This is a genomic window from Silvibacterium acidisoli, from assembly GCA_022870745.1.
GTDB lineage: Bacteria > Acidobacteriota > Terriglobia > Terriglobales > Acidobacteriaceae > Silvibacterium.
In genome coordinates, this window is sequence record CP085323.1 from 5,020,108 (window position 1) to 5,035,032 (window position 14,925).

A 14,925-nucleotide genomic window follows, 5' to 3' on the forward strand; every position below is an offset into this window, starting at 1 on the left:
CCTAAACGCTTGCGAGCTCTCCTGCACTTTCACGGGTTGTCCAGGTATAAGTAAACGTGTTCTGTGAAGAGACGGACACATTGACTCGCTCCAGTGGTTCGCTTTCTGACAGCCGGCTAAGCAACATTCGTGAGAGCTCGGGAAGTAGCGTATTCGAGAGCAGGTGATCCACATTTCGAGCCCCGCTTTCTACTTCCAGGCAACGTTCCTCGAAAAGCGAGATCAGGCGCTCGTCACACTCAAGCTCCACATGATGATGTAACGCAATACGACGCTCAATCTTCCCGAGTTTCAGGCGAATGATCTGTCTCAGAACCTCATCCCGCACCGGGAAATATGGAACAACCAGCGTTCTGCCCAGGAATGCCGGCTTGAATACCCGGTTCAGCTCCGGACGAATTGCACTAGCCAGTTCTCCCGCAGAAACCGCGGGACTACCCGGCTTCGTAAGCTGCTCAATGATCGCGCTCGCGGCGTTGGTAGTAAGCAGAATTAACGTGTTGCGGAAATCGATGTAACGGCCCTCACCGTCTTCAATGTGCCCCTTGTCGAATATCTGGAAGAATATTTCCAGGACATCGGGGTGAGCCTTTTCCACCTCATCCAGCAGCACGACCGAATAGGGCTGCCGGCGCACTGCTTCTGTGAGGACGCCTCCCTCTCCGTAGCCCACGTATCCCGGAGGTGCTCCTTTGAGCGTGGAAACGGTATGCGGCTCCTGAAACTCCGACATGTTGATCGTAATCAGATTCTGCTCGCCTCCGTAGAGCAGGTCAGCCAGTGCGAGGGCGGTCTCCGTCTTACCCACTCCGCTCGGCCCGGCGAGCATAAAGACCCCAATCGGTTTGGCGGGATCTTCGAGGTTTGCACGTGAGGTCCAGATACGCTGTGCGATCGCCTTCAGTGCGTGGTCCTGACCAATGATGCGTAGCTTTAAATCTTCCTTCAGCCGCAGCACTTTGGCAGCGTCATCGTCAACCATCTTTCCAATTGGTATCCCCGTCCATTCCGAGAGAACGACAGCGATCACCCTGGCATCGACGAACGGATGTGTGAGCGGCAGGTGTGCCTGCAGGACCCGCAGCTCTGAACGGAGCGCTTCAAGTTCCTGCAGGGCCTGCTCCCGGCTCTCCTCAGTTGCTGCGCCGCTCTCTGACTGATCTTCCAGGAGACGATAGCGCAGCATAATTTGCTCGATCAGCTGCCTCTCCTGCTGCCAACGAGTTTGCAGTTCTACCAGTTCGTTACCCGCGCGTTCGATATCGGCCTGGCACTGAGCAATCTCTTCTTCGTGCCTCCCTCCGGTGGCCTGTTCTCTCTGAAGAATGCGAAGCCGCCCTTGTGACGCGGCTACCTGCCGTGCCAGATCCTCCATGGCGGAGGGTTGAGTGCCCTTGCTGAGGGCAACGCGAGCGCATGCGGTATCAAGCACTGAAACTGCCTTATCAGGAAGTTGGCGCCCGGGTAGGTAACGATGTGAAAGTCGTACCGCTGCGCGAATTGCCTCGTCAAGAATTCGCGTTCCATGATGCTTTTCCAGTGAAGGCATAACACCAATCAGCATCGATTCGCAGAGCGATTCCGATGGCTCTTCGATCTTGATCACCTGAAAGCGTCGCGTGAGTGCTGCATCCTTCTCGAAATAGCGTTTGTATTCCGCCCAGGTGGTAGCGGCGATTGTCCTGAGTTCTCCTCGTGCCAGTGCCGGCTTCAGAATATTTGCCGCATCCCCCTGCCCCGGCTGACCGCCCGCGCCGACAAGCGAGTGCGCTTCGTCTATGAACAGAATCACAGGCTGTGCCGAGGACTTGACTTCCTTCAGCAGTCCCTTCAGGCGGCTCTCGAACTCACCCTTCACGCTTGCACCGGCTTGCAGCAAAGTGAGGTCAAGGCTCAACAGCCTGACGGTTTTCAATGCCTCCGGCACCAGCCCCTTAGCGATTCGAAGGGCAAGACCCTCCACCACGGCGGTCTTTCCAACGCCTGCTTCACCGGTCAGGATCGGATTGTTCTGACGCCGCCTCATGAGCACGTCAATCATCTGGCGGATTTCCGCATCGCGTCCTACGACTGGCTCTATCTTTCCTTCACTGGCCGCGCGAGTCAGATCGTCGGTGTACTGATCAAGATGGGGCGTAGCAGCAGTTCGTACCCCTCTAGCCGTTTCAGAGCTAAGTACGACTTCGCCTGCTTCAGTGGATCCATCGGTGATGTCCTCGAACTTCGACGCCAGCGTCTCAGCAGGTATTCTCTCGAACTCATGGCTGATACTGCCTGCAAGACGGGCAAGGCGATCTTCCGCCAAAATCGCCAGGAGAATGTGCCCGCTGCGGATGCGGCTTTCCCCCAGCGTGAGTGAAGCCACAGACCAGGCCTCGCGAAGTGCGGACACAAGCATCGGGCTGAAAACAGGGGTACGTGAATTTCCGGTTTTCAGACGCAGTAGCGCACGATTCAGATCGCGATTCAAGCCCTCCCGATCGACGCCAAAATGATCCAGAATGCGCACCAGATCTGTGGAATCGTTTTCAAGCACCTTAATCAAAAGATGCTCCAACTCAATTTCATAGTGCGTGCGCGAGAGACAGAGCCCAGCCGCTCCCTCCATAGCCTGACGAACTACGTCGTTAAAACGCTGCACCAGCGGCTTTACACTTGTAACCATTCTCTTGTTCTCCTATTGCACTATGTAGCCTGTCTCGTCTGGATCCCGGCGCATGGGCTTTGCCTTTAGCCAGCTTTCGTAACCGAGACGGTTTCCTTTTTGCAGAGCTGTTTGCGGCACTTCATGGCTTTCCAGCACGAGTTGCACTGCAAACAGAAAGGCTCGGCGTGAGTAGAGCCTCAACCAGGCCGCGAGCTCCGCCTGTCCTCGCGAACCGGGAAGGAATTCGCGATAGCGTTCGAGCTTCATGGGGCCGAGCCTTACTGTCACTGCGCCTTCCTGCTCCCACACTTCATCGCCGAGTACCACGCCCGCTCCCAAGCGTTCCGACATCGATCTGCCTTCGTCCAACACTGTTTGCTGGCCTGGCGCAAGCCGCACCCACGCACCGCTGAACTGCCGGATCTCCACAGAGACTGCAAAGTAGCTTTCGAGAATCTGTCGTAAACCCTCTACGGAACGAACCTGGGCAGTGAGAAGTCCGGAATAGTAGAGAGCATTCTCATCGCGGATCTCCATGCGATTCCGCAGTCCAGCCGTACCCAAACCCACAAGATCATAGAGACGCCGCACCAGGTCATCTTCCACATCTCCGTTTCTCTCGGCTGCCAGCAGGAGACGATACCGGCGCCAAGATCTATAAAAAAGCGAGAGAAGGCGATGATTGAAGATGTCCAGGAAGTCCTGCGCTGCATAATCCTTTTCACGCGCTGCGCCGAGCAATGCCTCTGTATACACACGGGGCATGGGGCCGTTGATCGTGTTCAAGCCCATAAAACTCACGGTGACATTAGCCTGGTTCCCATCGTCTTCAGCCGCGTAATCCGATACCTCGCTCGCTGGAAACACGAAAGCAGGCGGCGCATGGAAGCGTACCGCCTCCTTCCTTGGCGAAGTCATCCTGCCAACTGGGGCATATTCCTGATGGAGTTGCTCCAGAAGACGAACCATCTGAAAAAAATGGAAGCGGAAGGGCTCCTGCTCCAGGCGTTCCAATAACTCAGGATGAGCTACAGCAGCATCTGTGTTCCCGCTCGTGGTGGCCATTCTTCCAGAACCTCCTTCCTCGAAGTGGTGCGCACTGCCAGTTGAGAAAAACTGTTCATCGAAACGTAGAGCCCAAAGAACCGATCCATGACCGCCGCAAAAAGATAGGCTCCGCCGCCTGTGAAATGAGACTCATCCAATTCCATCTCAAGGCGCATGCCACGAACTGCTCCACCTCCAGCCTCGGTTTGCAAAATCGCGATCTGGCGAGATCCCCTCAGCTCGAGAATTCCAGCGATCTGCTTCTCCAGATGTGGCGCACGAGCAAAGTTATGTAGCCTCAGGATCTCCTGCAATGCAGGCAGGCCTTTCTCTCCTATGGAAAGATGGTTCAGAGATAATTGGGAGATAAGGCTCCACGTTTCAGCCTCCCGAGCCGGCACAGGAAAGCTTCTGGTGGGCCTGTGCAGTGCGCGAACAGACCCTATTCCCGCGGGAACGGGAGGATGAAAATCCCCATCTTTGCTTCCGACGGACAACATCGAGGGTAAGTCGTGATTCGTGCAGGTGCAGTGAACCGTAAGTATCTCTGCATCGGGTTGCAACATCGTTCCATCCTGATCGGCGATCGAAAGAAACATCCTGCCGGGCTTCTCCGGATGCACGTCCGAGTATCTGCGCGTCGCCTTCCAGTACACAGGATCGGTCGCAGACTCTTGAAAGCGATGCTGGAAAAGCGGGGGGATGGCCGAGGCGGTGCGACGAGAAGGGTTTGTCGCGAGCACCGATTCCACCGAGAACACCTCGGTGTTTCCGCGACTGCGTGCGTCGACCGTCACTGGGTACTCTGTCCGTGTCTGTGTCACTACGATCGGCTCCGCCACCTGATGGAAGAGGTTGACGGCGGGCGTGCAATAAAGCCGCATCGTCTCTGTACTGACACCGCTTTCCAGACTCTGAAGCCTTTCGGGGTGCTCAGGCTGGCACATAAAGAAGATGATCTCGAGCGAGGTGGACGCACCTACCGCTTCGATTGCTGCTCTCAAACCGTTAAGCCGGAAGAAGAGAAACTTTTCAGGGAAGCTGAAATACTCTTGTATCAAACGCTGCCCCTGGAAGCTTCTTGGATCTGAAGGAAGAAGACTCTCGCCTTCTGCAAAACCCACGGGCAGCAGATTATGCCGTTCCAGCGTATAGTGCTGTCCATGCTGTTCCAGCGAATTACGAACTACAACCTGTAACAAATTACGCGAGAGCATCTCATAGAGCGTCAACGCAATCAGCCGGTCTCCGCTGAGATAGAAGACCAGATCATCCAAGTCGAGCGCTGATAACTTCGCACCTTGTGTTGTCGCCAGCTCGACCTGGAGCACCGCCGCTGCATCACGCACTCGAGCGGTGACCGGAACCTGCTCCGGACGTCTCCATGAGCACTGCCGGACACTGAGTGGCCACAGTGTAACCGGATAGCTCGTTTTAAAGGTGCATGCGATGCCCTCTGCCTCATGCTTTGAAAGCAACTCGCTTCCGCGAGGCACGGTCACTGTCCCATTACCTCCGCTCGCAGCGTCCGGCTGAAATTCCACAACAGTCATCGACGGCTGAGGACGTAAATAAGCCGGATAGACAACATCCATAAATCCCTGCGTCAGCTCGGGAAAGTCATCATCCAGACGGAGATGAATGCGAGCGGCCAGAAATGCAAAAGACTCGATAAGCCGCTCAACATGAGGATCAGCACAGCGATCGGGTTCAAGCAGAAGTCTGCCTGCGACAGCCGGATACTTGGCTGCAAACTCGGCTCCAAGCTGGCGCATATAGCCCAGCTCGCGCTCATAATTTTGTAAAAGCCCAGAGCGCATTATTGACCTACCAGATAGGTTTCGCTGGCAACATCGAACACAGTGTTGAAGTAGATGATTTCTACACCGGGTGTCAGTCGCAGATGTGCAGCAATATGCAGTCGTATTTCTCTGCCTGGCAGATCCGCACCTCCCTGGACACTCACAGACACATCGCTGAGCCGTGGCTCATACAGTGCAAGACAAGCATGAATAGCACGCTGCATCTGCACCAGTTGCCCCTCCGGGTCTGTGCGAATGTTCGTCAGGTCTTCCAGGCCATAGTTGAGCACCGAATTCGACGCGACCTCAAAGCCATCGAGAGCCTGCCCCATGTGCCGTCTAGTATTGAGTAACGCCTCAAGGTCACGGCGCAGCGATTCCTTGATCAGGCGCAGCGATGACGGTTGCGTCGACGGGCGCTGACTGCGTTGGCTCAGGCGCTCCACGAGGGATTGAGAGTAAAGCGCTTCTCTTGACCTGCTCATCTTGCAGAGACCTCCATCATCGCCTGCACATTCAACGCAGAGATGGGATCAACCTGGCACAACCTTTGGAACACCGCCTGGCGTATTGTGTCTTCCGCTCGTCCCTGCGAACTGTGCAGGTGCATCGCTAACAACTCAGCGATCATCGAACTGTCTTCCCAATGCTCCAGACGCCTCTCCTCGACGACTGCGAGGAGCCGCTCGACAATGGCATAAGCCGTCGTAAGCTGGCCGGCGCTTAACAACAGACGGGCGAACTCCACGCGCCTGACAAAGGATCCGCGGCCGCTGCGTAACGCGGACTGATCTTCCAGCAGGAGCTGTGCGGCCGCTTTCAGATCTCCACTCCTCGCGACTTCGCTCGCTTGTTCGTAAAGCTGATTCGGATCAGACAGCGCGGCCGCTCGCAACACGGGGGGCTCTTCCACGATGTTCACCTCATGGCGATCTGGAGCGGACGCCATCACCTCGGAGTCCATCCAACCTTCGGTCTCCCGGCTGGCGGCGGGCGTGCCATCCTCGAACATCGCTGTCCGGCTGAGTGGATAATTCCCTACTAATGCGCGGACCAGATCGAGCGATGTCTGCTCAAGCTCCCTGGCGCCGATCGCTGCGGCCGCCATATTCAGGTACCTGTAAGCGTCCAACCATGGAGTATCACTGGGTCTCGCAATCGCATGAATGGCCAGCTTCAGAAGAGTTTCGAAATCGCCGGCATCCGCCGCACGCTTCAAAGCAAGTCTTACTTCTGAAGAAGGTGCGGCCGACGCATCGGCGACAAGATGGCGCCGCGTTTGCTCGAGAGCAAGAGACAGAAAAAGACTGGAGACACCGTCACGGTCCTGTTGAAGAACAAATTCCAGGCAAGCCTCAAGCGTCTGCTCGAGCCCGGGCCAGGAATCAATCTCTCCTGCAGAGATGATGGGCTCGTCAACGTGTCTGTCTGCTTCCTCCTCCAAAGCGCTGTTCACGATTAGCTGAGGGGCAACATCATCGGTATTCGACGAAGCATAAAACTCCACAACGGCATCGCTCATCGTTGGAACAGGCTTGGTCCTGGCGATCTGGTCATGCACATTAAGAACGTCGTCAAGTGCAGAACGCACGTCTACAAACGAAGGTCCTTCCTCGCCATAATGTTCATCGCAGAAGGACGCGAGTTCTTCCAGTGCCTGACGTCCCTGAAGAAGAGCTTCCCTTGCATCACTGCAGAATTCCGGTGTCGTAGCAGCAATTGCTGCTTCCACTTCGTCTGGAGCAAGGTAATCGGGATCTTCAAAAGAGACCGAGCCCGCTCGCAGGCGATGGAAGTGTGAATAACTAATGCCATTGCCGGTTACCGGGAGTGCATGGACCAGGCCCGCATACTTCTGCATCGCCCATTGCAGAGGAGCAGCACGCAGATAGGGATCGTCTTCTTCAAATTCGGGATGAAGCGAAGGCCAGAATAATTCCTGCAGCTTGAGGAGCAGCCTGAAAATGGGCTCGACCGCGTTGTATTCATACAAGTGCAACGCAGCTTCACCGAGCCATACCGCGAACCAGAGATCCTTGGACTGATTTGCGAGGGCACCCGCGGTGAGGGATTCAACCAAAGCATAGTCCGCGCGTCGTGCCTGGCGCGTCCACTGACCCATCGGAAGCGTGTCGTCCTCTACGAGGCTCGCATCGCGAATCTGATCAGTGATAGCCGCATAACGCAGGTCTGGCCCCGAAGGCTCCTCCAGGCTGATTGGCTCCAGTAATTGTTCAAGAATCAGCAACTTTATCTCCCTGTTACATCTCGATAACAATGGCAGTGCGGCAGACAGGCAGCCGCCGCACGCCAGATCAGACACTCAAACGAGTGACAGCACTTTAAGAGGTCTGATTGGTAGACGCATCGTAAGTATGCGTACCGGCCGTTGTCAGATTTCCTTGCTGATTCTGCTTCTTGTATTCCGTGTTGATCGACTTGTAGGTGAGTGTCATGTTGACTACAGGGACCTGACCCGAAGCACTCACATTCAATGCGGAAATAAAAATTTCCGTGAGCTTGATGACAACGTAGTCCTGGTTGTTAGATCCCTGCTTGACAGCCGCAAGCTGGCCACTGGTGATGTGCTTACCCTGGGTAAGAAAGCCCGCGAGTTTTGTATAGGAGGAATCCATCTCCGCAACAAGGCTGATTGGGTCCATCGTGACCTTACCAGCGCCCGATCCCTGTGTTCTGCCTACGCTGCTTTCCGAATAGCCGCCCCAGCTCCAGCTCAGTACTCGAATCTCATTCGTGTGACCCGTGTGCTGCGATTCGCCCTCAGCTCCGTCGAGCTTCAGAAAATAATCTACGCCCTGATCTGCCATCTTTTGATACTCCTTCCATCGTTTGAAATTTTCGGTTTACTTACGTGCTGATTCTGGAAGATCCGCGACCAGCCGCAGTGAGATCGTGAGTTCGTCGAGCTGAAAGTGTGGCTTCAGGAACGCGACTGCGCGGTAAGCGCCCGGCTTTCCGGGCACGTCAGATACCTCGATGGAGGCTTCACGAAGTGGAAGCTTGGCCTTGGCGCTCTGCGAAGCAGTATCGTCGGACAGCACATACTGGCTGATCCAGCGATTCAGGAATGTCTCGCACTCACCACGGCTCGTAAAGCTACCGATCTTGTCACGCATCATTGCCTTGAGATAGTGCGCAAAACGGGACATCGCGAAGATATACGGCAGCTGGGCCGACAGCCTCGAGTTGGCGTTTGCTGATTCCTGGTCGTACAGACGGGGCTTGTTTGCCGACTGCACACTGAAGAACGCAGCGTAGTCCGTACCCTTGCAGTGGACCAGAGGCACCAGTCCCTGATCAGCCAGTTCCTTTTCGCGACGGTCAGTGATCTGCACTTCAGTCGGGCACTTAAGTGCTACGTCACCCTCGTCTGTTTGAAAATTATGAGCAGGCAAGTCCTCTACGAGGCCACCGCCTTCAACACCGCGAATCGCCGCACACCAGCCGTAGCGGGCAAACGCATCAGTAAGTCTTGCACCGAGTGCATAAGCCGCATTACTCCAGAGGTACTTTGAGTGATCGCGTCCATCTACGTCTTCTTCGAAGTTGAAACCCTCCACCTGATTCGTTTCGGATCCATAGGGAAGACGTGCCAGGAAGCGCGGAAGCGCGAGGCCGACATAACGGGAATCTTCCGACTGACGGAATGATTTCCACTTCGCGTACTCCGTCGAATCAAAGATCTTCGCTACGTCTCGCGGTGCACCCAACTGGGTGAAAGCGGCAAGATTTAAGAGCTCAGGAGAAGCTGCGGACAGGAACGGGGCATGAGATGAAGCTGCAACCTGCGCCACACGGCGAAGGAGATCCATGTCCTCGGGGCCGCGTCCAAACTCGTAGTCTCCAATCAGGGCTGCAAAAGGAGCTCCGCCGAAAACACCGAACTCTTCCTCATACACTTTCTTGAACAGAGCACTCTGGTCAAACTCAGGCGCGCGCTGCAGATCACGCAACAGCTCCCGCTTCGACACGTTGAGGACTTTCAGTTTGAGCATCGTTCCCGTTTCGCTCTGGTCCAGGAGGTAACGAACTCCCCGCCACGAGCTCTCCAGCTTCTGAAACGAAGGGTGATGAAGGATCAGATTGAGTTGCTTTGAGATCAGCAGATCGATCTGAGCGAGCCGTGCTTGAATCGATGACTCTGCATCACGCGTAAGGGTCATGTGGCCCTCAAGCACCTGCGCCACAAACTCCTTCACCAGATCGCGTCCACGCTCCTGTGTGGAAGAGTCACGCTGAAATCGCCCTTCGCTCACAATCTGATCAAGCAAAGGTGTGCCGCTCTCCGCCTGCAACTGTACGTTGGCTACTGTTTCCTGTTGTTGGGCTGCCATCTATTCCTCTCCGTTGCTCACAAGTTCCTTGCGCAGCTTTTCGCGCAGATCTGTATCACTTACCGCTGCATAAAGTGCGTCATCCAGCTTGTCATTGCCCTGCAGGCTGCCCTGCAGGTCCGACAGCTTGGTCCGCAGCTCGAGCAACTGGCGCAGGGGTTCCACCTGCAACGCCACGCGCTCCGGTGAGAAATCGTCCAGCGATTCGAAATGTAGCTCGACTCCAAGCTGCCCGCGCTTCGGATCGTCGGTCAACGCATTCTCGCTGGAAAAGGCAAGGCGCGGCTTTAGATTTGCAAGAACAGCATCGAAGTTATCCGGTGTCACTTCAGTGAACTTGCGATCCTTCATCGGTCCAAGAGGCTCGCTGGGTTGTCCGCTGAGATCCGCCAGGATACCCATCACGAATGGCAGTTCCTTCTGTTCAATGGCGTCCCCGACCTCGACATCGTATGTAATCTGCACACGTGGGGGACGCACGCGGCTCAGTTTGCTTTGGGTGCTTTCTCTCGCCATAGACTTCGCTCCTGTTCAGGCCGGACGCTCTTTTCTTGAAGCGCGTTCGTCCACCTTGCTATGCCGGAATAAACACAGCCGCCGCGTGTCTATTCCCATGTGCGGCAATTTTCTGCTCTGGAGCTCACGATTTCCGCCAGAGGCGCACAATCACGAAGCAAATAGCTTCGAACATTGCCCGAATAAATGCGAGGAGTATCAGGATGCGGCATCTTCAATCTGTCGTCTGGTCGAAAGGCGTCTTTCTCACACCACACCATCTGCAGGCTCAGGATCATTTTTTTGAAGAGTCGCTTCACTTTGTCTTGAATTCGCTATCGTTCTGCGCATGGGGATTCAGTAGCATTGCTCTCGACATCACGGCTGTGGGTGAGGGCCGGCTGCAAATAGGCGAGATGCAAGGTGTGTTTCCAGACGGCCTGGCTTTCGATACCGCAGCCACAGATGTCCCGCCGGAATCCCGTGTTCTCGATGAATGCTTTGCTGATGGTCAGCGCGCCTGCACCTTTTATTTGGCGGTCCCACAACACCGTCATGGTGGCACCAACGTCTCCACGCAGCGCAACGGGCCAACGACCCGTTTTCGTTCTGAGATCAGAATGATGAGGGATGAGAACAACCCACAAAACGAAAAGCCTGTAGCGCTCGCCCGAAAGAACTTTGGAATACTCACCGAAAGCGAGACTCACGATGGCATGATAGTCATGCCCATAGCGCGTGTAATCCGCACTGAGGCCTCAACCTACACCGTCGATCGCGACTTCATTGCGCCGGTATTGAATCTGCGTGCGAGCGAACGGCTTCAAGGCATGCTTCGCGGGCTGATTGAAGTTCTTTCCTCAAGAAGCTCACAAATCTCAGCCGGGCGTCGGCAGCGTAATTATTCTCTGGCAGACTTTAGTGCTTCTGACGTCGCCAACTTTTGGCTGCTGTATACAATGAACACGCGTCTGCCAGTGCTGCAGGAGTTTTTCAGGGCCACACAAATCCATCCTGCGACGCTGTACACAGAGATGTTGTCTCTCGCTGGAGCGCTCACCACGTTTTCGCAGTCAGCAAAGCCACTTGACTTCCCACGTTACGAACACGATGACCTCGGCAGCTGCTTCCTGGAGCTGGTCTCGCAGATCTTCTCTCTTCTCAACACCGTTATTCCGAGCCGCTTTCTCGCCCTTCCTCTCAGGAGCACCAGCGACTCTGTTCACACTACCGATATCGATAAGGATGAATATCTTAACGGAGCTGCTTATCTTGCCGTAGCCGCCGACATTCCAGCAGTAGAACTGATCGAACGCGCTCCGGCCCTGCTTAAAGCCTGCTCCGCCACACATCTCGAAACCCTCATACGCCAGGCGCTGCCGGGAGTGCCGCTAACGCATATGCCAGCACCTCCGCAAGCCATTCCAGTGAAGCTCAACTACCAGTATTTTCGGCTCGACAAAGCAGGAACAGCGTGGGAATCCGTAAAGCGCTCGCGCAACTTTGGGGTGTACGTGCCGAGGGAAATAGCAAATGCTGCGATGGAGCTGATCCTCGTGCCTTCCGAAGCAAAGTAAACGCCAGGAGCGTTCACTAGTGCCGCGCGAGCAGGACAGTCACAAGAATCAGCACCATGGCCGTGAGTAAGAGATTTGCAGTCACCAGCACATGGACATATCTCTGCATCTTGTCCTCTCCCGACCCAGTCGACTGCTTCGGAACAGTTACGGGCGTTGCAGGTGGCAAAGGCTGCGCATATGTTTGGGGCTGCGGAAGGCCTTGCAGCGGCGCCGCTGACTGAGACGGAGTGTCGACCGCTCTCGGCTGCGCCGGAAGATTTTCCTCCACGGGCCTGAGTGGCTCGCGCATACTGGCCTCGCGTATCGCAGACCTTGAGATGATCCGGGTGAACTCCCCTGGCCCACTGGGCGGCGGCGTCGAGAGCGGTGGAACCGGGGCGTCGGAAGAGAAGGTGGCTGGCTCTTCGCTCGAAAGCGTACGCAGCAGCTGCGTAAAACCACTGTCCATCGGAGACTGGCGCGGCGCTCTCGCATTCTGCTGAGGGGTATTCATACTCTGGCTCTCCTGCTTCGGCTCTGCCGGCAGCGGCTGAAACATGCGGGTGAAGTCGCCCGGACCGGGTACCTGGTTCCACGCCACTTCTTCCTCACCACGCTCGTTCGATACCTCTGATCCAGAACGGCCGTCCTGAGCTGGCTGAAAGAATTGGGTAAATCCCCGGTCATCGACCGCCTTCTGATGCTTCTGCCTTTGCTCATCGTTTAGAGTTCGCCCGACGGGCACCTGGCGAAAAATGCCGCTCATATCCGATTGAGAGGGCGCGGAATCTGACGGCCGCGCAGGCATTATTCGCTTCGCCACTTCTTCCCGATCATCCATCTTCTTTCTCCTCTTCCCTTACGTGCTCTTCGATATGAGGAATAAAACGCGGCGCGTGTGGTTATTCCTTCGGCGGCATGAATTCATTAGTTTTACGTATCTCACGCCGCTCTTACTCACACGATCGAGTTGATAATGAAACTTCTTTCGCGCGTTGTCTGGTCTGAGGGGATGTATCTCGCCCCGCATCACTTTCAGACCCAGAGCCGCTACTTCGAAGATTCCATCGCGTTCCTCGCCTCGAGCCTGTGGCGAGAGCCCTGGGGCGTTCTGCAACTGCAGATGGATATAGAGAGCATTGCCAACGGCATCGTCGCTGTTCAGCATGCTGCAGGCATGTTCCCCGATGGTCTGCAGTTCGATATGCCTGGAGCGGATGCGCTGCCTGAAACCCGCACACTTTCATCGCTGGCAGAACCCTCCGAGGCGGAAGTAGTCCTTCACCTTGCAATCTCAAGTCGAACGAGTGAGGGCAACCAACCCACGCTTGAAGGAAAGCGTGCGGGCACGCGCCACTTCGCGAGAAACGTAATCCTGCGAGATGAAACCAACGGCATCGACGAGCAGCAGGTGGCAATGGCCGGGAAAAATATACGTATCGCTTCCACCCGGGAACTAGCCGACAATGAGCTCTCTCTGCCGATAGCCCGCCTTGTTCGCGATGCAAATCGCGGTTTTGTTTACGATGCGGACTTTGTGCCTTGCCTGCTGCGCACCAGCGCCAGTGAGACTCTGATTCTTGAGATCAACCGTCTGATCGAGGTTATCGCTGAAAAGAGTGCAACCCTGGCTCGCCCCTTACAAGCGCAAGGAGAGCTACAGTCGGGCAACCTTCCTTTGGACATCGCGAACTACTGGTTCCTTCACGCTTTACACAGCAGCGTGCCTGTGTTGCGCCACCTCGTCCAACATCGCCATGCGCATCCGTCCGAATGCTTTCTCGAGCTCTCAAGACTGGCCGGAGCTCTGTGCACGTTTGCTCTCGATTCCGATCCAAGAACCTTGCCCCCTTATGACCACAACGATCCCGGTCCCGCGTTCCGGCTGCTCTTTGCGCACATTTACCGGCACCTTGAGATCGTCGTCCCGACGAACACTGTCGAACTCGTCTTTCACGCCAGGAGTCCGTATCTCCATAGCGCGGAGGTTGCAGACGAACGCTGTTTAAGGCGCGCCCGCTGGATACTCGGCATTCGATCTTCACTTGGGGAATCCGAGCAGCTCAGGCTGGTACCGCGGCTCGTCAAAGTCTGCTCCTCCCGGTTTGTAGAAGAGCTCGTAAAGCGGGCTTTACCTGGAATGCGGCTTACGCATCTGCCAGTGCCTCCTGCCGCTATCCGCGCAACAGCCGACATGCAATACTACGCGATCGACACGGCAGGACCATGCTGGCAGCACATTCAGCAATCGCGATCGGTTGGCATTTACATTCCCGGCGAAATCGCTGATCCCCACTTCACCTTGACCGTAATCTCTGAGCGTACGTCATGACTATCGATCGCAGCAGCAGCCTTGCTTCCGTATTCCAGGAAGTCCTCACGGCAATCGTTCGTGTGCGCTTCCGCTCACAATCTGTCGCAGATGCCCCGAACTTTCGCCGCCAGATCCGCCAGTTGCTTCAGGCGCCGATGCGTGACGCCCGTGATCTGGGATACGACAACCAGAAAATACAGGGATCTGTCTTCGCTGTGGTCGCCCTGCTCGATGAAAGCATCCTGAACCTGCAGGATCCTGCTTTCGCAGAGTGGGCGAGGCAGCCTCTACAGGAGGAACTCTTTGGAGGCCATCTCGCTGGAGAGACTTTCTTTCGAAATCTTCGCAGCTATCTCTCTGAGCAGGACTCGCAACAACTTGCGGATGTACTCGAGCTACATTGCCTCTGTCTTCTTCTCGGGTATCGCGGCCGCTATGCGCTTGGCGATAGCGGAGAGCTCTATTCGTTGCTTCGCCAGTCACGAGCCCGCATCGAACGCATCCGCGGCCACGCAACACTCGGCTTGAAAAATGCGAACTCTCAACCTTCCGCCGTTCCTCAGCGCAGCGATTCCATGACCCGCTCCCTGTTGTGGTCGACCTTAGCTCTGGCTGGAGTGATGATGATTGCCTATTGTCTCTATTATCTTCTTCTCGCCTCGGGCGCAGCGGCAATCCACAACGCCGTCGCCGGCACCCTCTAGGA

Annotated in this window: 12 protein-coding genes; 3 read left to right on the top strand and 9 right to left on the bottom strand. The window is 55.8% G+C overall.

What is annotated here, in order from left to right; genetic code table 11:
- Window position 1: 1 nt before the first annotated feature.
- The 8 genes from tssH to tssB all read right to left on the bottom strand — a co-directional run bounded on the left by tssH (window position 2) and on the right by tssB (window position 10,367).
- On the bottom strand, window positions 2–2,665 hold the full coding sequence (gene tssH, locus LJD29_RS20480) for a type VI secretion system ATPase TssH (RefSeq protein WP_446743434.1): 2,664 nt from the start codon (window positions 2,663–2,665) through the stop codon (window positions 2–4).
- Window positions 2,666–2,677: 12 nt separating this feature from the next.
- Window positions 2,678–3,712 carry a type VI secretion system baseplate subunit TssG gene (tssG, locus tag LJD29_RS20485; protein WP_446743435.1) on the bottom strand — a complete coding sequence of 345 codons (1,035 nt, stop codon included), beginning with the start codon at window positions 3,710–3,712 and terminating at the stop codon, window positions 2,678–2,680.
- Window positions 3,676–5,514 carry a type VI secretion system baseplate subunit TssF gene (gene tssF, locus LJD29_RS20490; RefSeq protein ID WP_446743436.1) on the bottom strand — a complete coding sequence of 613 codons (1,839 nt, stop codon included), beginning with the start codon at window positions 5,512–5,514 and terminating at the stop codon, window positions 3,676–3,678. Before tssF ends, tssG begins: the two co-directional genes overlap by 37 nt.
- Window positions 5,514–5,981, bottom strand: coding sequence for a type VI secretion system baseplate subunit TssE (gene tssE / locus LJD29_RS20495; protein ID WP_446743437.1), 468 nt, complete (start codon window positions 5,979–5,981; stop codon window positions 5,514–5,516). The genes tssF and tssE overlap by 1 nt, the downstream gene beginning before the upstream one ends.
- Window positions 5,978–7,744: a type VI secretion system domain-containing protein gene (locus LJD29_RS20500; RefSeq protein ID WP_446743438.1), complete on the bottom strand. Its 1,767-nt coding sequence runs from the start codon at window positions 7,742–7,744 to the stop codon at window positions 5,978–5,980. The genes tssE and LJD29_RS20500 overlap by 4 nt, the downstream gene beginning before the upstream one ends.
- 94 nt (window positions 7,745–7,838) lie before the next feature.
- The gene (locus LJD29_RS20505) at window positions 7,839–8,324 is read right to left on the bottom strand and encodes an Hcp family type VI secretion system effector (RefSeq protein WP_446743439.1); all 486 of its coding nucleotides are present in this window, start codon (window positions 8,322–8,324) and stop codon (window positions 7,839–7,841) included.
- A 36-nt stretch (window positions 8,325–8,360) separates the two neighbouring features.
- Window positions 8,361–9,851 (bottom strand): type VI secretion system contractile sheath large subunit, encoded by a 1,491-nt coding sequence (gene tssC, locus LJD29_RS20510; RefSeq protein ID WP_446743440.1) that lies wholly within the window; start codon window positions 9,849–9,851, stop codon window positions 8,361–8,363.
- Window positions 9,852–10,367, bottom strand: a complete 516-nt coding sequence (gene tssB / locus LJD29_RS20515) for a type VI secretion system contractile sheath small subunit (protein WP_446743441.1) — start codon at window positions 10,365–10,367, stop codon at window positions 9,852–9,854.
- A 35-nt stretch (window positions 10,368–10,402) separates the two neighbouring features.
- Here tssB and tssK (LJD29_RS20520) point away from each other — a divergent pair, with 35 nt between their 5' ends.
- Window positions 10,403–11,923: a type VI secretion system baseplate subunit TssK gene (gene tssK, locus LJD29_RS20520; protein ID WP_446743442.1), complete on the top strand. Its 1,521-nt coding sequence runs from the start codon at window positions 10,403–10,405 to the stop codon at window positions 11,921–11,923.
- Window positions 11,924–11,939: 16 nt separating this feature from the next.
- Here the strand turns inward: tssK (LJD29_RS20520) and LJD29_RS20525 are convergent, their stop codons facing one another.
- On the bottom strand, window positions 11,940–12,746 hold the full coding sequence (locus LJD29_RS20525) for a hypothetical protein (RefSeq protein ID WP_446743443.1): 807 nt from the start codon (window positions 12,744–12,746) through the stop codon (window positions 11,940–11,942).
- A 135-nt stretch (window positions 12,747–12,881) separates the two neighbouring features.
- Between LJD29_RS20525 and tssK (LJD29_RS20530) the strand changes: the two genes are divergently transcribed.
- Window positions 12,882–14,237: a type VI secretion system baseplate subunit TssK gene (gene tssK / locus LJD29_RS20530; RefSeq protein ID WP_446743444.1), complete on the top strand. Its 1,356-nt coding sequence runs from the start codon at window positions 12,882–12,884 to the stop codon at window positions 14,235–14,237.
- The gene (locus LJD29_RS20535) at window positions 14,234–14,923 is read left to right on the top strand and encodes a DotU family type IV/VI secretion system protein (protein WP_446743445.1); all 690 of its coding nucleotides are present in this window, start codon (window positions 14,234–14,236) and stop codon (window positions 14,921–14,923) included. The genes tssK (LJD29_RS20530) and LJD29_RS20535 overlap by 4 nt, the downstream gene beginning before the upstream one ends.
- Window positions 14,924–14,925 lie beyond the last annotated feature (2 nt).